The organism is Catenibacterium sp. GCM10023432 (assembly GCF_042651925.1).
Lineage (GTDB): Bacteria > Bacillota_I > Bacilli_A > Erysipelotrichales > Coprobacillaceae > Catenibacterium > Catenibacterium mitsuoka.
Map to the genome: position 1 here is coordinate 19,689 of NZ_JBHSEB010000075.1, position 24,565 is coordinate 44,253.

24 protein-coding genes are annotated in these 24,565 nt (G+C 36.9%); 22 read left to right on the forward strand and 2 right to left on the reverse strand.

Going from position 1 to position 24,565, the window contains the following annotated elements:
• Positions 1-65: 65 nt before the first annotated feature.
• From ACFOZZ_RS09695 to ACFOZZ_RS09720, 6 genes are all read left to right on the forward strand, one after another.
• Complete coding sequence (locus ACFOZZ_RS09695) at positions 66-956, forward strand: S1C family serine protease (RefSeq protein WP_270468889.1); 891 nt, start codon at positions 66-68, stop codon at positions 954-956.
• Positions 957-1,039: 83 nt separating this feature from the next.
• Positions 1,040-1,435 carry a BRcat domain-containing protein gene (locus ACFOZZ_RS09700; RefSeq protein ID WP_070101824.1) on the forward strand — a complete coding sequence of 132 codons (396 nt, stop codon included), beginning with the start codon at positions 1,040-1,042 and terminating at the stop codon, positions 1,433-1,435.
• 11 nt (positions 1,436-1,446) lie between these two features.
• Positions 1,447-2,394 (forward strand): D-2-hydroxyacid dehydrogenase, encoded by a 948-nt coding sequence (locus ACFOZZ_RS09705; protein WP_279148443.1) that lies wholly within the window; start codon positions 1,447-1,449, stop codon positions 2,392-2,394.
• Between the two features lie 505 nt (positions 2,395-2,899).
• Positions 2,900-3,871, forward strand: coding sequence for an ABC transporter substrate-binding protein (locus ACFOZZ_RS09710; protein ID WP_286696540.1), 972 nt, complete (start codon positions 2,900-2,902; stop codon positions 3,869-3,871).
• 9 nt (positions 3,872-3,880) lie between these two features.
• The gene (locus tag ACFOZZ_RS09715) at positions 3,881-4,747 is read left to right on the forward strand and encodes an ABC transporter permease (protein ID WP_055234693.1); all 867 of its coding nucleotides are present in this window, start codon (positions 3,881-3,883) and stop codon (positions 4,745-4,747) included.
• On the forward strand, positions 4,740-5,522 hold the full coding sequence (locus tag ACFOZZ_RS09720) for an ABC transporter ATP-binding protein (RefSeq protein WP_278778892.1): 783 nt from the start codon (positions 4,740-4,742) through the stop codon (positions 5,520-5,522). The genes ACFOZZ_RS09715 and ACFOZZ_RS09720 overlap by 8 nt, the downstream gene beginning before the upstream one ends.
• Before the next feature lie 54 nt (positions 5,523-5,576).
• Here ACFOZZ_RS09720 and ACFOZZ_RS09725 read toward each other — a convergent pair whose 3' ends face one another.
• A complete protein-coding gene (locus ACFOZZ_RS09725) occupies positions 5,577-6,323 on the reverse strand; it encodes a hypothetical protein (RefSeq protein ID WP_055235063.1) in 747 nt (248 codons plus the stop codon).
• Positions 6,324-6,431: 108 nt separating this feature from the next.
• On the opposite strand from ACFOZZ_RS09725, the gene ACFOZZ_RS09730 reads away from it, so the two are divergent.
• The 9 genes from ACFOZZ_RS09730 to ACFOZZ_RS09770 all read left to right on the forward strand — a co-directional run bounded on the left by ACFOZZ_RS09730 (position 6,432) and on the right by ACFOZZ_RS09770 (position 16,634).
• A complete protein-coding gene (locus ACFOZZ_RS09730; protein WP_006506539.1) occupies positions 6,432-6,716 on the forward strand; it encodes a hypothetical protein in 285 nt (94 codons plus the stop codon).
• Positions 6,716-7,402 carry a pseudouridine synthase gene (locus ACFOZZ_RS09735; RefSeq protein WP_376815144.1) on the forward strand — a complete coding sequence of 229 codons (687 nt, stop codon included), beginning with the start codon at positions 6,716-6,718 and terminating at the stop codon, positions 7,400-7,402. Before ACFOZZ_RS09730 ends, ACFOZZ_RS09735 begins: the two co-directional genes overlap by 1 nt.
• Positions 7,399-7,629, forward strand: coding sequence for a Smr/MutS family protein (locus ACFOZZ_RS09740; RefSeq protein ID WP_055235059.1), 231 nt, complete (start codon positions 7,399-7,401; stop codon positions 7,627-7,629). Before ACFOZZ_RS09735 ends, ACFOZZ_RS09740 begins: the two co-directional genes overlap by 4 nt.
• Positions 7,630-7,640: 11 nt before the next feature.
• The gene (gene pepD / locus ACFOZZ_RS09745) at positions 7,641-9,047 is read left to right on the forward strand and encodes a beta-Ala-His dipeptidase (protein ID WP_279067871.1); all 1,407 of its coding nucleotides are present in this window, start codon (positions 7,641-7,643) and stop codon (positions 9,045-9,047) included.
• Complete coding sequence (rlmD, locus tag ACFOZZ_RS09750; RefSeq protein WP_376815145.1) at positions 9,047-10,177, forward strand: 23S rRNA (uracil(1939)-C(5))-methyltransferase RlmD; 1,131 nt, start codon at positions 9,047-9,049, stop codon at positions 10,175-10,177. Before pepD ends, rlmD begins: the two co-directional genes overlap by 1 nt.
• A gap of 312 nt (positions 10,178-10,489) precedes the next feature.
• Positions 10,490-11,896: a DNA cytosine methyltransferase gene (locus ACFOZZ_RS09755; protein WP_376815146.1), complete on the forward strand. Its 1,407-nt coding sequence runs from the start codon at positions 10,490-10,492 to the stop codon at positions 11,894-11,896.
• A complete protein-coding gene (locus ACFOZZ_RS09760; RefSeq protein WP_376815147.1) occupies positions 11,896-13,041 on the forward strand; it encodes a DNA cytosine methyltransferase in 1,146 nt (381 codons plus the stop codon). Before ACFOZZ_RS09755 ends, ACFOZZ_RS09760 begins: the two co-directional genes overlap by 1 nt.
• Positions 13,042-13,056: 15 nt before the next feature.
• Positions 13,057-15,243 carry an McrB family protein gene (locus tag ACFOZZ_RS09765; protein WP_376815148.1) on the forward strand — a complete coding sequence of 729 codons (2,187 nt, stop codon included), beginning with the start codon at positions 13,057-13,059 and terminating at the stop codon, positions 15,241-15,243.
• A 14-nt stretch (positions 15,244-15,257) separates the two neighbouring features.
• Positions 15,258-16,634, forward strand: coding sequence for an LlaJI family restriction endonuclease (locus tag ACFOZZ_RS09770; protein ID WP_376815149.1), 1,377 nt, complete (start codon positions 15,258-15,260; stop codon positions 16,632-16,634).
• Between the two features lie 65 nt (positions 16,635-16,699).
• Here the strand turns inward: ACFOZZ_RS09770 and ACFOZZ_RS09775 are convergent, their stop codons facing one another.
• The gene (locus ACFOZZ_RS09775) at positions 16,700-17,845 is read right to left on the reverse strand and encodes a CGNR zinc finger domain-containing protein (RefSeq protein WP_376815150.1); all 1,146 of its coding nucleotides are present in this window, start codon (positions 17,843-17,845) and stop codon (positions 16,700-16,702) included.
• Between the two features lie 496 nt (positions 17,846-18,341).
• Between ACFOZZ_RS09775 and ACFOZZ_RS09780 the strand changes: the two genes are divergently transcribed.
• The 7 genes from ACFOZZ_RS09780 (at position 18,342) to ACFOZZ_RS09810 (ending at position 24,554) form a co-directional block, all read left to right on the forward strand.
• Positions 18,342-18,857 carry a hypothetical protein gene (locus tag ACFOZZ_RS09780; RefSeq protein WP_376815151.1) on the forward strand — a complete coding sequence of 172 codons (516 nt, stop codon included), beginning with the start codon at positions 18,342-18,344 and terminating at the stop codon, positions 18,855-18,857.
• 66 nt (positions 18,858-18,923) lie between these two features.
• Complete coding sequence (locus ACFOZZ_RS09785) at positions 18,924-19,691, forward strand: phage antirepressor (RefSeq protein WP_376815152.1); 768 nt, start codon at positions 18,924-18,926, stop codon at positions 19,689-19,691.
• Positions 19,692-19,696: 5 nt separating this feature from the next.
• Positions 19,697-20,137 (forward strand): DUF4406 domain-containing protein, encoded by a 441-nt coding sequence (locus tag ACFOZZ_RS09790; RefSeq protein WP_376815153.1) that lies wholly within the window; start codon positions 19,697-19,699, stop codon positions 20,135-20,137.
• Positions 20,130-22,385, forward strand: coding sequence for a phage/plasmid primase, P4 family (locus ACFOZZ_RS09795; protein ID WP_376815154.1), 2,256 nt, complete (start codon positions 20,130-20,132; stop codon positions 22,383-22,385). The genes ACFOZZ_RS09790 and ACFOZZ_RS09795 overlap by 8 nt, the downstream gene beginning before the upstream one ends.
• A gap of 142 nt (positions 22,386-22,527) precedes the next feature.
• Entirely contained in the window at positions 22,528-22,809 is a 282-nt protein-coding gene (locus ACFOZZ_RS09800) for a VRR-NUC domain-containing protein (protein ID WP_234756753.1), read from the forward strand.
• Positions 22,790-24,154 (forward strand): SNF2-related protein, encoded by a 1,365-nt coding sequence (locus ACFOZZ_RS09805; protein WP_376815155.1) that lies wholly within the window; start codon positions 22,790-22,792, stop codon positions 24,152-24,154. The genes ACFOZZ_RS09800 and ACFOZZ_RS09805 overlap by 20 nt, the downstream gene beginning before the upstream one ends.
• The gene (locus ACFOZZ_RS09810; protein WP_376815156.1) at positions 24,141-24,554 is read left to right on the forward strand and encodes a hypothetical protein; all 414 of its coding nucleotides are present in this window, start codon (positions 24,141-24,143) and stop codon (positions 24,552-24,554) included. The genes ACFOZZ_RS09805 and ACFOZZ_RS09810 overlap by 14 nt, the downstream gene beginning before the upstream one ends.
• Positions 24,555-24,565: the final 11 nt, after the last annotated feature.

A 24,565-nucleotide genomic window follows, 5' to 3' on the forward strand; every position in this document is an offset into this window, starting at 1 on the left:
ACAAAAACCACATTTAGGTATTAAGTTTAAGATATATACTAGAATCAGAAAGTGAGAGTGGTATTATGAACAACGAAAATTTAAAAGATGTTTATGAAAAGCAGAATAAAAAGAAAGTCAGTCGTTTAAGCAAAAATATAGGTAAAGCATTTATTATTGTGGCATTAGGTTTTGGTGGAGGCGCTGCTGGTTCTTATTTTATGAATAACCAGGGTACTACAGTAGTGACGAAGACTACTACAACTAAAGCAACAGGTACATCAAAAGATGCTTCAAGCATTTCTTCTAAGATGACACAAAGTGTTGTCGCTATTACTACTGAAAATATCTCAAGAGATAACTTCTGGTATGGGTCACAGGTATCAAGTGGTGCCGGTTCAGGAGTGATCATGAGCAGCGATGGTTATATTATTACCTGCGCCCATGTTGTTTCTGGTGCAAGTACAATTAAGGTCACTACAAGTGATAATAAAACATATGATGCAACATTAGTAGGAATCTATAGTGATAATGATATTGCGGTCATTAAAATCAATGCAACTAATTTAAAACCAGCAACATTTGCGAATAGTGATAAATTAGTACAGGGTCAATCTACATATGCAGTAGGTAACCCAGAAGGTACATTCAGTGATTCTATTACTTCAGGTATCGTATCAGCCTTAAATCGTAAGATTACAGTGCAGTTAGACAACGATGACTCATCTTCATCTAGTGATTATGGTCGTTTTGGTCAGCTTTATAGCTCTTCTAAGACTATCTCTATTTTTGTTATTCAGACAGATGCAGCTGTTTCTCCAGGTAATTCTGGTGGAGGATTATTTAATGGAAATGGTGATCTCATTGGTATTGTGAATGCGAAATCATCCGATACAAATAGTGAAGGTCTAGGCTTTGCGATTCCATCAAATACTGCATTAAAGATTGCGAAAGAACTCATCAACAAAAGTAGATAATGGACAAAAAGGACAGTTTCTGTCCTTTTTTGTTAATATGGAGTTTATAATTAAATACTATATTAATGACATGGAGGTATTTTATGAAAGAAAAATTTATAAGATTCATGCAGGGAAGATATGGTGGGGCAGATAAGCTCAACAGTCATCTCATGTATTTATTGTTTATTTTAGTTATTATAGAGTTATTTACTGGTTCAAAACCATTAATGATTATAAGCTTATTTTTGATGATTTATATTTATTTCAGAATGTTTTCTAAGAATATCTATAAACGTTATGCAGAAAACCAGAAATATGTACAGCTTATCGCACCTATTACAAAAAAGGTAGATTTCTTTAAGAGAAAAAGAAAAGATAAAACACATAAATATTATAAATGTCCAACATGTAAACAGGTTGTTCGTGTACCAAAAGGACGCGGAAAGATTGAAATCAGCTGTCCAAAGTGTCATACTAAGTTTATCAAAAGAACTTAGGGGGACTAAATATGTTGAAGGTATTACTTATTCCAGCTTTAGATGATTCAAATATTGAACTTATTAAAAAGTCTTGTTCTGATATGAATCTTTTAAAGGTAAATAAAGAAGATTTAACACAGGAGATGATTGATGAAGCCGATGTCATTGTAGGTAATCCACCAAGACAATTTAACTTGAATAGACCTACACTTAAGGCATTATTATTAAATAGTGCAGGAAATGATCAATTTCTTTTACCTAACATCTTAAATAGACAAACACTTCTTACAAATGCAAGTGGAAGCTATGGTCATGCCATCTGCGAACATATGATGGGAATGCTCTTAAGCTTTAATAAGAATCTACGTTTCTATTATGATCGACAGAAGGAAGCAAGATGGACACCATTATTTACTGGTAGAGAAATTTATGGCTCAAATGTCTTACTACTTGGAGTAGGAGATATCGGTACTGAATTTGCGAAAGTATTAAAGGTACTTGGTGCCAATGTAACAGGACTAAGAAATTCTTATAAGGAACATCCGAATTGTGATGAAATCATTACTTCTAAAGAATTACATGATGTATTACCAAAGATGGATTATATTATTACTTCTTTACCAGCAACCAATGCAACATTCCATATGTTAAGTCATGATGAATTTGCATTAATGAAGGAAGACGCTGTTGTATGTAATGTAGGTAGAGGTAGTGTGATTGATACATATGCTTTAATTGAAGCATTAAACAATAAGTCTATTGGTGGGGCATTACTTGATGTTTTTGAAGAAGAACCATTACCAGCTGATTCACCATTATGGAAAAATCCTAGAGTCATGATTACACCACATTGTTCTGGTGGGTACCATTGGAAGAGTGTACAGGATTACTATACACAATTAGTTATTAGAAACCTCAATCACCTAAAGAACCAGGAACCATTAGAAAACCTTGTTAATAGAACAAAAGGCTATTAATAGTAATAAAATGGACCCGGTAAAAAGGATACGATAAAAAAGGAGATAGGAATATCCAGTTTAAATGAACAGGATATTTATTATATACACAAATATATTAAGTAATATTCGAAAATATACAAAATTATAAATAAATGTGTTGACATTGATCGTGCTGTGATGTAACATGCAGATAAACCTAAGAGCGGGAGATAAAACTTTGTATAGGGCTGATAGAGAGCTGGGGATGCTGGAAACCTGGTAGTACCACAATGATAAATGGACCTGTGAGGGCGAGGGGGAAAGGCAACGAGTATCCTGAGACGTGATGCAAACGTTATAATGCAAAAATGTGTTAGCATTTATGAATCAAAAGGTGGCTTAAAGAGTAACATCTGTCTTTTGGGACAGGTGTTTTTTTATTACCTGCTAACAAGTTGGGAGGAACTCATATGAAGCGATGGCGTCGTTGTATGAATTGAATCAGAGAAAACAAAAAATTATGAAAACGAAGAGGAACAGAGCAATGAACAAATTATTAGGAACAGTATTAACTTCAGCATTAACAATTTCACTTTTAGCAGGATGTGGAACTTCTACTAGTAATAAGAAGAAGGTGGGTATTATCCAGTTCATGGATCATACTTCATTAAATGAGATCAAGGATTCATTCGATAAAGAAATGAAGACTCTTGGATATGATGATAAGAATATCGAATATACATTCAAGAATGGTCAGGGTGACACAAATACTTGTGCAAGTATCGCCAATGATTTTGCCGGAAAGAATTTTGATTGTGTCATGGCAATTGCGACTCCTGCAGCACAGGCCGTTGCTAAACTTGCTACTAAGACTCCAGTTGTATTTAGTGCAGTGACTGATCCAGTAGGTGCACAGTTAACGAGCTCATTAACTAAACCAGATAAGAATATTACTGGTACAAGTGATGAGGTACAGGTTGATCAGATTATTGATAAGGCATTAGAAATCAATCCAAATACAAAAACAATTGGTATGCTTTATAATAAAGGTGAATCCAATTCAGTGACTAATATTAAAAAGGCAAAAGCTTATTGCGCTAAGAAGAATATCAAGGTAGAAGAAGCAACAATTGCATCAGTCAATGAAGCACAGAGTGCTGTCAATGTATTAAATAGTAAATGTGATGCTATTTTTGCACCAAATGATAATACAGTTGCAAGTGCGATGAATGTAGTCAGTGATGCATGTAAGAAAGCAAACAAGCCTTTATATGTAGGTGCCGATTCAATGGTTAAAGATGGTGGTTTCTTAAGTGTTGGTATCGATTATAAAGAACTTGGTAAAGAAACGGCTAAAATCGTTGATAAAGTATTAAAGGGTAATAAAGTAGAAAATATCCCAGTGAAGGTATTTAAGACAAACTTAAAAATCTATGTCAATACAACTACAAAAGATAAATTAGGTATTAAGTTACCAGAAAGCATTACAAGCGATAGTAAATATACAGAAATCTAAGGAGTTTTTATGAATAGTACAGTTATTCTTGGAGCCCTAGAGTTAGGCGGCATATTTGCCGTCTTATCTCTAGGCTTATATATTAGTTTCAAAGTTTTGAATATTCCAGACTTGACAGTGGATGGAAGTTTTACAACAGGATGTGCAGTGAGTGCTATGGTAGCAGTGGCAGGCTACCCAGTACTTGGTATGGTACTTGGATTTGTAGCAGGTGCGATTGCAGGGATGGTGACAGGTTTACTCATTACTAAGCTCAATATTAATGAAATCCTAGCCGGGATCCTTACACAGACTGCTTTATACTCAGTGAATCTACGTATTATGCATCAGACACCAAATATCTCATTATTTAATCATAAGACAATCTTCAGCAGTACAACTCAGTTTGAACCTTATGATAAATTATTGATTATTGGTGTGATTGTGATAGTGATTACTATATTATTGAATTATTTCTTAAAGACACAGATGGGTCTTGCACTTAGAGCCTGTGGTGATAATGAAGCAATGGTACGTGCGAGCTCTATTGATACAGATAAGATGAAAATTATTGGTTTAGGACTTGCTAATGGACTAGTCGCTTTAAGTGGCGCTTTATTTACACAGCAGCAGGGCTATGCTGATATCACTAGTGGTATTGGTATGATGGTTATCGGACTTGCTTCTATTATTATTGGGTTGACATTCATTAAGAGTGATAAAGTGGCAGTATGTCTAGTTGGTACGATTGTAGGGGCTATCTTCTATCGTTTTGCCTTAACAATTGCCTTATACTTAGGTCTTCCTTCAGGAGACTTAAAGATCCTATCAGCATTTATTGTTGTGATTGCGATTTCTTCTGCAACACTTAAGAGGAGGTTTAAGAGACATGCTTAATATAAAAGACTTAACAGTTGTATTTAATGAAGGGACAGTCAATGAAAAGAAAGCCATTGATCATTTGTCTCTTCATCTTGAACCAGGAGATTTTGTCACTATTATAGGGTCTAACGGTGCAGGGAAGTCTACATTGTTTGGTGCGATTTCTGGTGCAGTAGAAGTAAAAGAAGGAACTATTGTATTAGATGATAAAGATATCACGCATGAAAAGGAATATGTCAGAAGCCGTACCATTGGTCGTTTATTCCAGGATCCTTTAAGAGGAACAGCCCCTTCAATGACAATTGAAGAAAACTTATCTTTAGCTTATCAAAGAGGAAAACATTTCTCACTTACACCATTTACTCATAAACATCATGATGTCTTTGTAAATGCATTAAAGGACTTAGATATTGGTTTAGAAGACCGTTTAACAACTAAGGTAGGTACTTTATCTGGAGGACAAAGACAAGCCCTCACACTATTAATGGCAACTTTAGTTAAACCACAATTACTTTTATTGGATGAACATACTGCTGCACTTGATCCCGCAACATCTATCAAGGTGATGAAATTATCTGAAAGAATTGCGAAAGAACATCATATTACCACTATGATGATCACCCATGATATGGAAGATGCTCTTAAATATGGTAATAGAATCCTGATGATGAAGGATGGAAAAATCATTGCGGATATTGATGAAGAAACTAAAAAGAAAATGACTGTCGAAGAACTTGTAAGAAAATTTACTGAAACAGGAGAAGCGAATGACCGCGTTCTTCTTCACTAGACAAGGATCATCCTTGTCTTTTATAATGCATGAAAAAAGCAGACTGAAGTCTGCTTAGAGGTAGTATTGTTGGAAATAACGTAATCTGATTAAGTCACAGATTGACATGATCTGGTAGTTGAAATCAATCGAATCAAACTTACCTGGTACATAGATTACTGTTGTATTTCCATTAAAACATGACTGTGTATATTTACGGTTCTGCGTGATGAGTAATGAATATGCCTTTTCAAAGCTGCAATTATCATATTTCTTCATTTCTTCTAGACTACGTCCTGTAGCACTCACAAAGATGACAACATCATCCTCATTAAATTGAATAGGATCATACTTATGATAATGGATAAATGGACGTCCAAAAGAAATCATATCTGTCTGTAACTCTACAGCAATAGAACAAGGATATAAACCACCGAAGATAATAATACGTTTTGCTTTATAGAAATGTTCACAGATAGAAGTAATTGTGTCCGCAAGTACTTCTTCATCCATTGCCTTGTCCATCTTCGCTAAGAATTTCTGAGGAGTTTCTCCAAATAATCTGACACGAATCTGATTCAAACGTAACTGATGATCAGCTTCTAATTTAAAGCGGAAATCCTCATAAGTAGAGAATCCAAATGATAATAAGAAGCTATAAAGTTCTTCTTTTCTAAAAGCACCTTTATTTAAAAATTCTTCTTCAGACATCTCAAATATATCTAGATAGTTAAAGATAATGAAATTGCATATTTTATAATAGTAATCATTCTGCATCGCACCATTTAAATAAGTCAATATTCTACTAAGTAACAAGCCCATTATATTCACGCCCCTTTTGGAATATTATATCATAGTTGTAATAATCTTTAGAAATAATTTTGTATTATGTTTTATTTTGTTTATAATGTTAAAAAAGGAGGCATATTTATGCGCATTAAAGAACTACCATTAAGTGATATTCACTTTATTCCATCAGAATATACAGATCATCTCTATCATTCTATTATTAGAATAGGCTTTTCTTTTCCTATTAAGGTCAAAGAAACAGGTTGTGGCTATTTATGTGTAGATGGCAATAAGAGATTAACTGCTTTACGCGATATTCTAGAAAAAGATCCTTCATATAAGAGAGGAGATAAAGTCAAGGTGATTGTAGTCAATAGTACTGATAATCGTTCGAATGACTGTTCTCGTGGAAGGAATACTCATTAATGAGACTGATAGACATATTTGTATTAAATAAATGTGGAAGTAAGAAACAGGCAAGGAAGGCCATTAAAAAGGGACTGATACAAGTCAACAATGAAATAGTTGGTGAAGATATAGATATAACGGATGAAACAGTGATTTATGATTCTAAGATTCTTGATCCTCATCCCTTGAAATACTATATCATTCATAAACCATCAGGCTATGTATGTGCCAATAAGGATCCTTATGATCCCTGTCTTATCACTTTACTTCCAGATGATAACCTTCATTACGTAGGAAGATTAGACCGTGATACAACGGGTCTAGTCATTTTGACGAATGATTTGAAATTAAGAAAAAGACTCACTCTTCCTGAATTTCATATACCTAGAACTTATGCATTTACTTGTTTTAATCCTTTAAAGGATATTACACCTTTTAAAGAAGGTATAACTATTGATGGAGATGTAAAATGTTTACCTGCAATAGTAGAAATGACAAGTGAATATGAAGGTATCATCACTTTAGAAGAAGGACGTTATCATGAAATAAAGAAGATGTTCCTTTCTCTTAATAATAAGATTACATCACTTCATCGCATTATGTATGGAGATATCTCGTTAGGTGATTTAGAAAGTGGTACATATCGAACACTTACACAAGAAGAAATCAATCATTTAAAAGACATCACAAGGAGTAGTATATGAAATATATCAAAGAAATAGATATACATGGCTATACTCAACAGGAAGCACGTAAGATGATAGATGCAGCTTTAAAGAAACCTGATGCATTGACTTTAAGAATCATCCATGGATATAATCAAGGACAGACTTTAGGTCAGATGGTGAGAAAAAGATATCGCAGTCATCCTCATGTACAAAGAATAGAATTATCTATGAATCCAGGTATTACAGATATTATTACAAAATAAAGGAGTTCACTATGACAAAAGATGTATTAGACTATTTTAAAACTATTTGTAGTATTCCTCATCCTTCAGGACATGAAGAATTACTAGGCAATTATATAGAAGAATTTGCGCAGACTCATGAACTTGATTATGCTAGAAATGAAATAGGGGACATTATTATTTATAAGGAAGCAGCGCCTGGCTACGCAGATCATGCACCTATTTTACTACAGGGTCATATGGATATGGTGGCTGAAAAAGATGTAGATAGTAACCACGACTTCCTCACTGATCCTTTAGAAATCTATGAAGAAGATGGTTATTTACATGCAACAAAAACAACTTTAGGGGCAGATGATGGTGTGGCAGTGGCTATCATGCTCGCATTATTAAGTGATAATAGCTTTAAACATCCTCGTTTAGAATGCTTATTTACTGTTCAGGAAGAAACAACTATGGATGGTATTACGCATGTAGATAAAGATTGGATTCATGCTCGCAAGATGATTTCTTTAGATGGTGATGTAGTAGGAGAAACAAATGTTTCTTCTGCAGGTGGCGTTCAGTTAACTATTAGAAAGAATGCGACATTTGTAGAATCTCATGATCAGGGATATAAGTTCTATGTAAAAGGATTATTAGGTGGTCATTCTGGTGATGCGATTAAAGAAGGTAGAGGGAATGCGATTAAGATTGCCGGACTTGTACTAAAAGCATGTTTAGATAATGGCTTTGATATCCGTTTCTCTTCACTTAATGCAGGACAGAAGGCCAATGCAATCTGTAGAGAAGGTTTATTTACTTTCCAGTCTGCAAGCAATAAAGAAGAATTGAAGGCTTTTATTCATGAAAGAATGGAAGAACAGAAGGCTCTTTATCCATTAGAACCTTTAGATTATACATTAGAAGAAGAGCAGAGTGGTCATGTAATCTTAGATAGTGATGCACTTATTCATTTCCTTGCGTTATGTCCATATGGTGTAGAAAAGTATTCTTATTACTTCAATCATTTCCCAGTTCTTTCTTTGAATTTAGGAATTGTGGAAACAACAGAAAAGGCTGTAGAGCTTATTCTATTATTACGTAGTGAGAATGAAATCAATCTTAAACTACTTGTAAATGAAGTAGAAACTTTGGCTTCTTTATTTGGCTTAAGTGTGACACCATCAGATGAATATTATGGTTGGAGCTATGATCCTGATTCTCAGTTACGTAAGTCTTACAAGGAAGCTTATAAAAAAGCATATGATAAAGAACTCAAAGAAGTACCGACTCATGGTGGATTAGAAACAGGTTATATGAGTCGAATATTTCCAGATATGGATATTGTGACTATGGGACCAAACTGTATTGATATTCATACACCACAGGAAAGATTAGAAATCAAGACACTTTATGAAGTCCATGACTTTTTAAAGAATTGGCTAGGAGAATTATAATGAAATGTGATATAGCGAAAAAATGTGGAAGCTGTCAGTTTATTAATCAAGGATATGTTAAGTCTTTGGAATATAAGAATGAAGAATGTAAGAAGATATTTAAGGATTTAAAGGTTAATGTACACCCCGTCTCTGGTATGGAAGATCCTTATTACTATCGTAATAAGACTATCGTTGCCTTTGATAAGACATATAACTATGGTTTATATGAAGAGAATTCTCATCGTATTATTCCTTATAAATCTTGTCTCATTCATGATCAGGAAACAGATGCAATAATTAGTAAAATAGCTGTACTATTTAGAAAGTATAGAGTTTCTATCTATGATCCACAAAGAAGAAGAGGGGAAATCAGACATATTCTTATTAGACGTGCAGTCAAGACAAATCAGACATTAGTTGTCATTGTATCTAATGAAGCTATCTTTAAAGGTTCTAAGAACTTCTGTAATCAGCTTGTAAAAGATTTTCCTTCTATTAAGAGTATTGTCTTAAATACAAATAAGAGACAGACAAGTATTGTATTAGGTGAACAGGAAAAGGTTCTTTTTGGGAAAGGGTTTATTGTAGATGAACTATGTGGAATGACTTTTAAGATTTCTCCACGTTCTTTCTATCAGATCAACCATGACCAATGTGAAGCATTATATAGTAAAGCTTTATCTCTTATTACAGTCAAAGATCCTAAAATCATGGATACATATTGTGGTATTGGGACAATAGGTCTTATTGCGAGCAAGAATGCGAAACAGGTTATTGGGGTAGAACTTAATAAGGATGCTGTGAAGGATGCAAAACTGAATAAAACTTTTAATAAGGTTGAAAATATCAAGTTTATTCAGGGGGATGCAACTGAATTCATGGTAGAAGCCGCAAAGCAGAAAGTAGATGTAGATGTCATTATTATGGATCCACCAAGAAGTGGTTCTACTGAAACGTTTATTAAAGCAGCTGTTTCTTTAAAGCCACAGGAAATAGTTTATGTTTCTTGTGATCCTCATACACAGGTAAGAGATTTAAAGTTATTTAGAAAACTAGGATATGATTTCAAGGATGTATATCCTTATGATATGTTCCCATTTACGAGCCATGTGGAGTGCGTGGTTCTGTTGACTAAAGTACATAATTGATAGTGTAAAAATGCTTGAAATATAAGGCTTTTCCGAGGATTTGGAAGTAAATCCAGGTCCTCGGATTTTTTACGTTTTAGGTGCTGCAAAGAGGCAGATTTTTATAGTTGAATAGACAGAAGTATTGATTTGGGGTTGGGTAGATAAAAATATTGAGTTGAAAGAAATAACAATAATCAAGTAGCTACAAAATCTAAATTAGTGAATTGCTCCAAAATAGGGCGTCAAACTATTGACGCCGATAATTGGATATGTTATAATGATATTTGCAATTTTATAGCTATACTAATGCACTGATAGGAGAGTGTGAAGATGATTGATTTAGCTAATTTTAGACTTTGGCTTTTAGATACAACACAATACTCTGAAAGAACAGTTAGTAATATTGTTTCAAGATTTAAAAGAGCAGACGGATTTGTTGCCTGGCATAATGAACCTATTTATCAATTTGAACTTGAGCAGAATGATTTATTTAAAGGGTTGTCATCAACTGTTCGTTCTCAAATAAAAAAGGCAGTTAAGCTTTATTCAGAATATGAAAGTCATCATACATTACCTGTAAGATCTGATCAAACTGGCAGATTAAATGTGTTATCCTTATTTGCGAATATTGGAGTGGCAGAAGCTTATCTTGAAAGCATTGGCTTTGATGTTGTTGTTGCAAATGAATTAATAGAGAGAAGAGCCGCCTTATATTCAAAAATATACCCAAAGACAAAAATGATCTGTGGAGATATTACAAGCAATAATATAAAAACGAAGATTATTGAGTCTTGTAAAGAAAAAGGTATTGATATAATAATGGCCACCCCGCCATGCCAGGGTATGAGTACTGCAGGTCAACAGGATAGCGATGATGTTCGTAATAAATTGATTTGTGAAGTTGTTGAAGTAGTAAAAAAAGTAAAACCTCGATATGTGTTTATTGAGAATGTTCCGTTGTTTTATAATACAGAGATTGAAGTGAATGGAATAAAAACACTTATTCCTGTGTACCTAAAAAAAGAATTGCAAGGTAACTATCATATTAATGAATACACGATTAATACAGAAAACTATTCTGTACCACAGACAAGGGAAAGAGCAATTATTCTAATGACTCTCAAAGGAGAACCTGAATGGGTTCTTCCTGATAAGGATGAGCAGGTGGTAACAATGAGGGACGCAATAGGTGATTTGCCTATTTTGGACCCTTTCGTTAAAGATATTAGTGAGGAAGAGCGTCAGAAAATGTTTCCTTTATACAAAGAGAGAAAGGAACAGGCCTTGATGATTTCTCCATGGCATAAACCACCTGAACATATTAAACGACAGGTTATTGCTATGCAGCATACTGCACCAGGATGCACTGCATTTGATAATCCAGTTTATTTTCCTGTTAAAGAGAATGGAGATCCCGTAAAAGGCTACCATAACACTTATAAGAGACAGAATTGGGATACACCTGCATATACGGTGACTATGGATAATAGAAAGATTTCTTCGCAGAATAATGTCCATCCAGGAAGAGTAGAATACACTAACGAAAAGGGCGAAATTATATACTCCGATGCAAGAACACTTACATTATATGAATTGATGAAAGTGATGAGTTTGCCGGACGATTGGCCTGTGCCTTTGAACACTCCTGAGGCTTTTTTACGAAGAATTATAGGAGAAGGTATTCCGCCTTTATTTGTAAAAAAAGTTTTTGATAAATTGAAAAGAGGAAAAGACTGATGGCGAAATTAAAAGGATTATCGCTATTTGCCAATGTTGGAATTGCCGAAGCTTATATGGAAAGCATAGGAATTGACATAGTGCTGGCGAATGAAATTGATACAGAACGAGCGCGTTTCTATCAAGATGTATATAAGAACGCACACATGGTATGTGGTGATATTACAGACGATAATGTACGAAGAGCCATTGTACAGGAAGCATTAGAGAAGAATGTAGATTTGATAATGGCAACACCACCTTGTCAAGGTATGAGCGAAGCAGGATTGCGTTTGGAGTTTGATCCGAGAAATCGACTGGTATCTTATGCTGTTGATGTAATCAAGCGAGTAAAACCCAAGTTTGTATTTATGGAGAATGTTCCTAAACAGCTAACAACGAAAATTAAATGTGGAGAAGAAATCGTATTGATTCCTGAGTATATCAAACGAGAACTTGGTAAGGATTATTCATTTAATAATCAAACTTTGGTTATGGCTAAAGATTATGGTGTACCACAGCTGAGAGAACGCAATATATTCTTGTTAGTACGAAAAGATATAAAAAATGTAATTTGGGAATTTCCAGAAAAACAAAAAGAAATAACACTACGTGAGGCTATAGGACACCTGCCGTCTTTGGACCCATACTTAAGGGACGGACTTGCAAAAACATTAGAAGTGTTTCCAGAGTATGAAAAGAAGAAAGCGGCGGGATTAGCAGTTTCAAAATGGCATTATCCTCCTACCCATTCGTGGAAACAGGTAGAATGGATGATGCATACTCCAACTGGTAAATCAGCAATATATAACGAAGTTTATTATCCACAGAAAGCTGATGGAACACCCGTTAAGGCGCATCATAATCATTACAGACGATTGAAGTGGGATATGCCGTGCAGAACAATTACACAAAATAATGGTGTGATTTCGTCATTAGCCTGCGTTCATCCAGGAAATGCTTACCAAACTGATACGGGAGAGACGTTATATTCAGATCCGAGAGTGTTGTCCATTTATGAATTATTGATAGTGATGTCCTTGCCACTCGATTGGCCTATTCCTGAATGGGCAAGTGATACGCTTATCAGGAAGGTATTTGGAGAAGGTATTCCTTCAAAATTAGTAAAAGAAATAATGCTGGCTTTATTGGCGCAGCTAACGTAAAGGAGTAGAGTTACTATGGGAAAAATAGTTATGCCAAAGAACAGTGCACTATTAAATGAGATAGAATCTGTTCTAAAGATATATTACGAAGCAAATGATTGGATTCCAAATGATTTATATAAAACAAGATTGAAAGCTTTGATAGGAGATGATCAGTACTCTTCATCATATACAAAAAAAGCACAAATCACATCGTATTTTGGTTTTACTGTATGGCAGGATATTCGTAATCCTCAGTCATTAAGAAGAATTACACCTTCGGGTAAACAAATGTATGAAGCTTTGCAAAAAAACGATACCGAAAAGGTACAAGAAGTACTATTAGAAGCTTTGGAACAGGTAAAGTTTGGTAGAGATAATTACGGATGTCCAGATAGCAATACAGATATCGAACCGCCCACTTTATTCATTAGAGCAATTCTTGATTTAGGGTATTTGACCTATAGAGAATTTGCTTGGCTGTTATGGAAACTGGAAGACCTTGGAGCAAATTATACGGATTCTCTTCAGGAACTTCGCGGATTGCGTAGCCGGGGTCCGATTCAGCTGGGTGATGAAGCAAATAAATATGCAGATTGTAAACCAATTATGATACTTGTTAGATGGGGCTTTTTAGCTGAAGACGAGTCTGCAAATGCAACTAATGGTAAACATATTGTAATTGCAGATGAGGTGCTAAAGAAGTATCAGCCAAGGCTCAGAAATCTAAAGATTTATAATATTGATAAAGATATTATCGATGCTTCATCGTTTGATTTTGGAAATGATAATAATGAAGACGACAATGAAAAGAAATTCCGTGCATGGATGGCTAAGCAGGTAACCGTAAACGGAACTCCTTGTACTGCCAGTATGATAAGCAATAACTGTAGTGCGTTGAAGAAAGTTTGCTCTTTGATGGAAATTGCTGAGTATCCAGACTTAGAAAGTATCTTTGAAATCGTTGATATGGATGTTTTTGTTGAGGTTAAAAATATCATTCAAAGCCATCCTGATTACGAAGAAGTGAATAAAGCTTGTAATAATAGATTTTTAAGCACAGGCTTAAAGTGGTACGAGAAATTTCTTAACGAAATGTTGCAGGATGTTTCTAGTGGAGATTCTAGCGAGCAGGATGAAAAGGAAGAAATTGATTTAGAAGCAATAAGATTGTCTACTGGAGAAAATGTCCTTCTTTACGGTGTTCCTGGTTCTGGTAAGAGTTGGACTATTGAGCATGAGTATTGTAAGCCTGGCAGTGTCATAGAAAGACTTGTATTTCATCCTGACTATACTTACTCAGATTTCATTGGTCAGATTCTTCCTGCAGTTGCAGAAGACGGACAGGTAAGCTATAAGTTTACACCAGGACCATTTACGAACATTCTTCGTGAGTCTTATCATAATCCTGGTACAGAATACATCCTCATTATCGAAGAAATTAATCGTGGTAATGCACCGGCTATCTTTGGTGAGGTATTCCAGTTGCTTGACCGTAAGGTTGAAATCCGTGATATCGATGATGATGGATTCCCTGTTGGCACAAGTGAGTATGGCATCACAAATATGAATATCGCTGAAGAGATGTATGGTAAAGATAGAAAGACAGAAAAGGTTCGTATTCCTTCAAACCTTTCTATCATTGGTACAATGAATACATCAGATCAGAATGTTTTCACATTAGATACAGCATTCCAGCGTAGATGGGATATGCGTCTTATTGAGAATGATTTTGAAAATGTTGACCCGACACTTGCAAATGCAGAAATTCTTGATACTACAGTAACATGGAGAAATTTCTGCGTTGAGATTAACAGAATTGTTGTTGGCAACAGTGCCAGAATGACTTCTGCAGAAGATAAGAGACTTGGTGCATACTTCGTTCATCTTCGTGATCTTAAGTTTAATGATGCGATGGGTGATTTAAAAGAATACGACGCTCTTCGTAAGAAGGAAAGCAAAGGTTCTCTTACCCCAGAAGAAAAGACACAGATTGCTGTTGTCCGTGATGCTATGAGACAGAACAGAAAGTTCCCTGAAAAAGTAATCAAGTATCTCTGGGATGACGCATTCAAGTTTAACCGTGAAGTAATCTTTGAGGTTACAGAATACCAGAGCCTTGAGCAGGTAATCCGTGCATTTATGTATGCTAAAGGACTGGAGCGTTTCAAGGTATTTAAGGACAATGTTAGGGATGCATTTACCAATACAGAAGAAGAGTAAGGTGGTGAGGATAGATGGATTTAGGCTCAGCTTTAAATTCAATAATGGAATTTGATATCAAAAAGCACTGCCATGTTAATACAAATGAAGATGGTGATCGTTTTGTTGGTATCAAGGCTGATTCCGATAATGCTATGGTCTATTTCCCTATCGGATATGAACTGCCGGAAACCGATGCTGAAATCAGAACGGACATTAAACATTTGATACAGGTGCTGTCTGAATTTACAACAAAGGATGACCGTTTACTTGCTATCAATAAGTTTGCAGCACCACAGACAGTTGATTTTCCTATCAATGCGTATAAGAGTGTCATTGAATACTATTTTTCGATTGGTGGCACATATTATGTTGAGAAGGAGCAAGTGTATATCACAGCACCCACTGGAAAACAGGACTGGGCGAGAACCGCAAGAAAACAGATGCCTCTAGTTCAAAGCAGAAATGGTGTAAGTTCTTTCGTGTTTACGCAGTTTGAGGTTCGTTCTTCAACACCTAATGATACAAAGGAAATAACTCAGATTAACAGATTCTGTGTGTATGAGGCTTTCAAAAGACTGGGATGGCTATATGTTCCATATATGCCGGAAGAACCGGGACCACACCCAGATGTGAAAACTTCAATCAGAATTGTTCAGAGTAAGCTTGCTAACACAAACGATGATAAGAAGAAGTCACTATTTCGTGGTATGAAAGATATGCTTGAGTACATAGATGAGCAGACATCTGATAAGCAGTTCTACTTTGGCACTGATGATTTCGACCATGTGTGGGAGAAACTTGTTGATAGAGCATTCGGAGAAAAGGATAAGGACAAATATTTCCCTCGTTCAAGATGGCTACTTGATTACGGCAAGTACAAGGAAAAGAGACCTTTGATGCCGGATACCATTATGATTTACAATGGCAAGTATTACATTCTCGATGCCAAGTGTTATAAGTATGGTTGGACAGGCATTCCAGATCATCTGCCTAATGGTTCATCAATCAATAAGCAGATTACATACGGTGAGTATCTGGAAAAGTATAAAGGTGTAGATACGAATTCATTATTTAATGCGTTTATCATGCCATACAATATGGCCAAGAACCACTTCAAGCTTACATCAGTTGTTGGAAACATTGGTGAGGCAGTTGGTGACTGGAGACACAACAAGAAATACTATGAACGAATACAGGGAATTGTCATGGATACAAGATATCTAATGTATCATTATTCCGGCAAGCCGATAAAGGAAAAGATTGCTCTTGCTGAATGTATCGAGGCAGTTCTGGGAAGAGATGAAATAAAATCTACTGGAGAAGCTCCGATTCCTAAACCTGTATCATATGTAGGCATTAAGCCTGTTGATTCTATGGCCGCAGAAGACAGTTCAAACGGTGTAGATTAAATATAAAAATAGCAAAATATTATAAAACCTCTGTTTGCAGATGATTGCAGACAGAGGTTCTTTTCTTATAAGCCTTCTTTTTCTCTTTTTCGTTTTCTGTATCGGTCTTGTGTGACTCTGTTGCAGCATTCCTGACTACAGTAGCGATTCCTTGTTGATGTTGTCTTTACAAGGAAATAGCGACCACATCGTGGATTATCACAGGGACGATACAATTCAAGATCTGGTTTCAAATAAAAGATGGAGAAGTAGGCGGCACAAAGAAGTGAGTCTACCTTCCATGAAGGAGTCATTGTTTCTGAATTATAAACAGGATGGATACCATCAAGGTTGGCATTGATTTCTTCTCCGATTATGTACTTTGCGATTTCAATTAGTGTTGCCTTCATTTCGTCAGAGAACTCCCTGGAACTATCTCCGTTCATTTCATAAAGGAAATGGAAGAGAAAGTCAGAGATTTTCTTGGTCATATCCTGCTTTTCATAATTAACAAACATCGAAGTGATATTTTGATAGAATCCGCTCTGATATCCCGGAACAGAAGAGTAGCCACCAATAATATTATTGAAGTCCTGGATGTTCAGTGCATAAGAACCGTATATGCAATCGGTGATATTATAGGTGTCTCCTTCGAATGCTTCTTGTTGTCTGCTGTAAGATAACTGAACAGGTGGGTTCATAAGTATATCTACATATTTATGATGGCAGCTGGAGTAAGCGTTTTTCATAGAGTAGGTTTTTATTGTAAGATCCTCAGAGAACAATAAAGAAATTGTTAGGTCACAAATCTTCTTGTAATTCTTTCTGATCTCGTTGGCAGCAGTCATTAACTCTACGGTCATTTTTAATCGGTTGATTATTCCGTATAAAGATATCTCATCAAATACTTCATAAGTACCTGCACAAACTGGAAATAGAAAACCATTGCCTTTCAAAAAGGACACGAGTTCTTTGGTAGGCTTATTTGCAAGAGACATCAAAGTGCCGAGAATATTTTTTTCTTCGATTGTTCCGTTGGGTGCAATGCGAACCAATCCATCTTTAGCTGCATAGCCAAAAAGAATAGGGTGTTCCGGCATAGCCTGTAACTTGAATTTGCTGATAGGTTCTTCTCCTGGAGCAATGTGTTCTATATCTTCAACGCAGTCACAGCTACAACTTTCAAATCTAAATAAAATATTTTCAAAAAAATTTTCTTTAATTTGGGGCATTTTTGGCTCCTTTCTATGGTCGAAAAGTCATGGCATATGTCATGGCTTTATTTTTTTGCCTGAAAACAGTAATGGCAAAGTATATGTAATGTACTAATTATACTATCTAATAACTCAAAACACAACGCTTTTAACATTACTAATATGTAAAAGTTATGTTAAAACTTGCTATCTTCAATTACTAATTGCCGCTGATTATACTTATTACAGAGTTAATAAATAACTCCGATGTGATCCCGGTTAACGAAATCAAGAATCGTTATATAAGGTGAGAACATCACTCAGTAATTAATATCACAAGGCCTGATTACGTATAAGGGCATTGGGATACAGATATCGACATCAATCACAGGACAACCTGTGAAAGGTGCGATAGAAGTACCCTTATTTCCTTATGCCTTTTTTCAGGCTATCCAGGTCGGTACTTCTACAAGCACCGGCCTTTATTTGTTTCCTATGCCCTTCTGCAAGAACCAGGCAGAAAGGCAGGAACTTTATGAAAATTAAGATGCGTTATGAGGATGCATACCAGACCCTTGAGGTTGAAACAAAGGAGATTGAAAAGTGGTTAAACATTTCTATCTCAGAAGAAGAAAGCGAAGATGATTACGAAAAGAGAATCCAGGAAGAAATCGAAGTCAGATACAACCGTCCTGACTACAACAGTTGGCACAAGCATGACCGTCACACTGGCAACGCTTATATGAAGAGCAAGGACGGAACAGTTGAGGTCAACACAGAAGAGGCAATTATGTTTAGAGCCGCTGATAAGTCAGCCTTTAACAGTTCAATTGATGGAGTACATAAACAGTTTGAATACGAAGAATGCTGTGAAACTTTGAGAAGTCTTCTTAAACCTGCGGTAGCAGATATGGTCATTGCCATTGCCCTTGACGGCTACACCGTTGGTGAGTATGCAGCAGAAATCGGTGATGATGCCAATAATGTCAGTCATCGTTACAGACGTGCAATTAAAAAATTGAAAAAAGTTTTTGAAAAAGCGTCCTTTTAACCCTTCTCCCAAGGCTACACGGTAGGGGGGTGACACCTCCAAGAAATTATAAGGAGGTAATTCGATATGGAATTACAAGTATTTAACAGCACAGAGTTTGGCTCTGTAAGAACAGCAACTGTAAACGGTGAAATCATGTTTGTCGGCAAGGATGTGGCAGATATCCTCGGATACCAGAACGGTAGTCGAGACATCAACCGTCATGTGGATGAAGAGGACAGACAGAAGGCTATGATTTTCGATGGTAATCAGGATAAGGAAACCATCCTTATTAATGAGTCTGGTCTTTACAGTCTTATCCTTTCAAGCAAGATGCCTAATGCGAAGAAGTTCAAGCATTGGGTAACTGCAGAGGTACTTCCGACTATCCGTAAGCATGGAATGTATGCCATCAATGAGATTTTGGAAAATCCTGATCTTGCAATTGCAGCACTCACTCAGCTTAAGGAAGAGCGTGAGAGAAGAAAACAGCTTGAGTGTCAGACACTTATTCAGCGTCAGCAGATTGCAGAGATGCAGCCAAAGGCAAGCTACTACGACCTTATTTTACAGAACAAGAACACAGTTCCTATCACACAGATTGCAAAGGACTACGGTATGAGCGGTCGCAAGTTTAATGAACTTCTTCATGAACTTGGGGTTCAGTACAAGTTTAGAAAGACATGGCTTTTATATCAGCAGTATGCAGAATGCGGATACACACAATCACGTACCTATGCAATTGATGAAAGCAGAAGTGTGATGCATACCTATTGGACACAGAAGGGCAGATTATTCCTTTATGACCTTTTGAAGTGTGAAGGTATCTATCCGCTTATTGAACAGGAGGATTAATAGAAATGAGTATTGATAAGTTTAATCATGAAGGTTACTTTGACCCGACTACATATGAGGCACTTACCAATATTCACCGTGAAGAAAAGGCAGCTGATAAAAAGGCTGCCTATCTTCCGTTGGTGTATGTATGTAGTCCATATGCAGGTGATGTTGAAAACAACGTGTCAAATGCAAAGAAGTATAGCAGATTTGCTGTAGAGAATAATGCAATTCCGGTTACTCCGCATCTTCTTTATCCACAGTTTATGAATGACAGTAACGAGAAGGAACGTGAGATGGCTATGCACTTTAATTATGTATTACTCGGAAAATGTACCGAGTTGTGGGTGTTTGGTGGTGTTGTGAGCCGTGAAATGGCTCGTGAAATCAGTGTGGCAAAGAAAAGAAGAATGAAGATCAGGTGGTTTACCTGGGAGATGAAGGAGGTTCAGGAATATGATTAATATCACTTTATATGCAGCTGACTGCACGGGTAACAGCAGTAACTGTCTGTACCCACATAAGATGAAGGTCACGGACAAAGATACATTTATTGCAGCAATCAAGACGGATCATGTAACAGCAAAGTACAAAGGAAACTATCGCAGTAAGGATAACTTTGAATATTCAGACTGTATTCCACTTGATTGTGACAATGACCATTCAGAGAATCCTGACGAGTGGATTACACCATTTGACCTTGCAATGCTGATTCCGGGTGTTTCATTTGCTGCATCGTATAGCAGACACCACATGATGGTCAAAGGTGATAAATCAGAAAGACCAAGATTTCATGTGTTCTTTCCTATAGAAGTTGTTAGTGATGAAGAAGAATACACAAATCTTAAAAGAAGGATTGTAGCTGCATTTCCATATTTTGATACCAATGCCTTAGACAGTGCAAGATTCCTTTATGGTACGGACTGTGAAGATGTTGAAATCTATGAAGGTGATAAAACCATTCTTGATCATTTGGAAGAGGATGATTTTGCAGAGTTCGATGCAGGTCTTGACCAGGTGCCGGAAGGTCAGCGAAACAGTACCATGAGCCATATTGCTGGCAAGATTATCAAAAGATATGGAAATACAGAAGAGGCTTATCATATATTCCTTAAAAAATCAGAACTCTGTAATCCGCCACTTCCTGAAAGTGAACTCAAGGTGATATGGCATAGTGCCACAAAGTTCGGTACGAAGGTTTCTAACCAGGATGGTTATATACCGCCTGAACAGTACAACTCAGATTGTAAGTTAAAACCTATGGACTTTTCAGATGTGGGACAGGCTACTGTTCTTGCAATGGAGTATAAGGACATTCTTCGCTATTCCCCATCTACTGATTACATGGTCTACAACGGCAGTTTCTGGGAAGAGTCAAAACCTAAGTCGCAGGGAGTATCACAGGACTTGACGGAGAGACAGCTTGCAGAGGCTGAATCGGAAATGAAGAAAGCTATGGATGAACTTGTAAAGAATGGAGGTATGGAGATTCTTGTATCCGTTGGTCCAAAGAAGGCTGTGCAGATGTTCAACAAGCAGCAGGCTCATGCCTATGAGATGTATGAAGATGCTGTCGCATACAAGAAGTTTGCCATTAAGCGAAGAGATACAAAGAACATCGCAGCCACACTAAAAGAGGCTCGTCCGATGCTTGAAGTGGAACAGAGAAACCTTGATGCCGATGAGTTCATGCTAAATACACCGACTCTTACCTATGATTTAAGACAGGGCATCAAGTTTCCAATGGAACACAGACCAGAGCATTTCATCACAAAGCAGACGACCGTTGACCCATCAAGTGATGGAGCGAATATATGGTCAGATGCACTGGATACTTTCTTCTTAAAGGATACAGACCTTATTGATTATGTTCAGAGAATGGTTGGTTTGTCTGCTATCGGTAAGGTGTATGTGGAGGCACTCATTATCGCATATGGTGAAGGCCGCAATGGTAAGTCAACCTTCTGGAATGTTATCGCAAGAGTCCTTGGTACATATTCAGGAAATATCTCTGCAGATATGCTGACCGTTGGATGCAGAAGAAATGTCAAGCCGGAACTTGCCGAGGCAAAGGGTAAGAGAATGCTCATTGCAGCCGAACTTGAAGAAGGCATGAGACTAAATACTGCCAATGTTAAGCAGCTTTGTTCTACCGATGAAATCTATGCTGAAAAGAAGTATAAAGATCCGTTCTCATATACTCCGACACATACACTTGTGCTTTATACCAACCATCTGCCAAAGGTCGGTGCGATTGATAAAGGTACCTGGAGAAGACTTATCGTTATTCCGTTTGATGCCAAGATTGAAGGCAGTGCTGATATCAAGAACTATGCAGACTATCTATTTGAAAAGGCAGGTGGAGCAATCCTTACATGGGTTATCGAAGGTGCAAGAAAGGTAATCGCAGACAGCTATAAGATTGAACCGCCCAAGAAAGTGCGTGATGCCATTGAGCATTATAAGGAAAGTAATGACTGGCTTTCCTACTTCTTAAGTGAACGCTGCGAGCTTGACCCTGCCTATGTGGCAAAGTCGAGCGAGGTATATAACGAGTATCGAATCTTCTGTACCCAGGTGGGTGAGTTTACAAGAAGTACAACTGATTTCTACACAGCCCTGGAAACGGTCGGATTTGAAAGATATCGTGACCGTAAAGGCAGATATCTTAAAGGCTTAAGACTCAAGACGGACTTTATGGAAGAAGAGTAATGACAGTAGGTGTGACAGTTAATGACGGCTATTTACTATCCTTTTCTATAGAGTAAAAAAATTAAGTCTATATATAAAGTATAGGAAATGACAGTCTTACCCTGTCACACCATCAAATTTGACATTGATGGAGGTGGCACGAATGCGTGAAAAAGAAGTAGAGCAGAAACTTGTAAAGGCTGTAAAGCTTGCGGGAGGTTTCTGCATAAAATTTACATCTCCCGGATTTGACGGAGTGCCGGACAGACTGGTTCTTCTTCCAAAAGGGAGAATGGCTTTTATAGAACTCAAGGCTCCTGGCAAGAAACCAAGAGTCTTACAGAAAAGAAGAATGAAACAGTTATCAGCTTTAGGCTTTCCCTGCTATGTGGTTGATAACACGGATGTGATTGGGGGTGTCATTGATGAAATACAATCCTCATGATTATCAAAAATATGCAACAGACTTTGTGCTGGAACATCCTGTGGCGGCAATCTTCCTTGATTGTGGTATGGGAAAGAGCGTGATTACCTTAACGGCAATCTATGAACTGCTCTATAACAGCTTTGAAGTAGGAAAGGTTCTTGTGATTGCACCCCTTCGAGTAGCAAGAGATACATGGCCTGCAGAGATTGAAAAGTGGAATCACTTAAAGAATCTTACCTATTCGGTTGTTATAGGTACAGAGCCGGAGAGAAAAGAGGCATTAAGAAAAAGTGCTGGTATCTATCTAATCAACAGAGAGAATGTGGACTGGCTTATCAATAAGAGTGGCTTTCCGTTCGATTTCGATATGGTAGTCATTGATGAATTATCGTCTTTCAAATCTGCATCGGCTAAACGATTCAAGAGCCTTCTTAAAGTAAGGCCAAAGGTAAAAAGAATCGTGGGTCTTACAGGAACTCCAAGCAGTAACGGATTGATGGACTTGTGGGCAGAATTCAGAATCCTTGATATGGGAGAAAGGCTCGGAAGATATATCACACATTATCGTATGAATTTCTTTGTGCCGGATAAACGAAATCAGCAGATGATATTTTCATATAAGCCAAGACCTGGTGCAGAAGATGCCATCTACAGACTGATATCGGATATTACGATTTCCATGAAGTCGGCAGATTTTCTTAAAATGCCTGAATGCATTATGAATGAAGTGGAAGTAAAGCTTTCAGAAAAGGAATGGTCTGTATATGACGAATTAAGACAGGAAATGGTTGTGTCTTTGGAAGATGAAGAGATTGATGCTGCAAATGCAGCTGCTCTTTCAGGAAAGCTTCTGCAGATGGCTAATGGTGCTATCTATAACGAAGAAAAAGAGGTCTTCTATATTCATGACCGTAAGCTTGATGCACTTGAGGACTTGATTGAAGGTGCAAACGGCAAGCCTGTACTTGTGGCTTACTGGTATAACCATGATCTTGAACGAATCAAGGAAAGATTCAAGGTTCGTGAAATCAAGACTTCGAAGGATATCAGAGATTGGAATAATGGTGATATTCCTGTTGCTGTTATTCATCCGGCAAGTGCCGGACATGGCTTGAATCTTCAAAGTGGTGGTTCAACACTTATATGGTTTGGTCTTACATGGTCGCTTGAACTTTATCAGCAGACAAATGCAAGACTTTATAGGCAGGGTCAGAATGACACAGTAGTCATCCATCACATTATTGCAAAGGATACGATTGATGAAGATGTGATGAAGGCACTAAGGCTCAAAGAGAAAACACAGACAGATCTTATCGATGCGGTTAAGGCGAGAATCGGGGGTGGTGTGGATGCAAGGCAATGAGTTTTTAAACAGACCTTTCATTCTAAATAACAAGATTAATGATAAGAAAATTAAGCTCGGATTTTACAGAGAATTATCGTGCAGTCCATCATCACCGGGATTCGAAGAGCATTTTTCAAGCAATCCAAATACAAAATCACCCTTTGTTCGCTACTTAGAAAAGATAGATGATTTAGAGCGAGAGATTGCTGAAGATTATAAAATGCTTGAAGAGATTAAAACCGAAGTGGACAATGCAATTGATGTTGTGGAAGATCCTATGGAACAGATGATTCTAAGATATAGGTACTTGGAATTTTTATCAATGCCAGATATTTCTGTTCGAATGCACTACTCACTGCGCTGGACAAAGAAACTACATAGACGTGCATTGGACAGTTTTGAAAGAGGACACCCCTAGATCACCCCTAG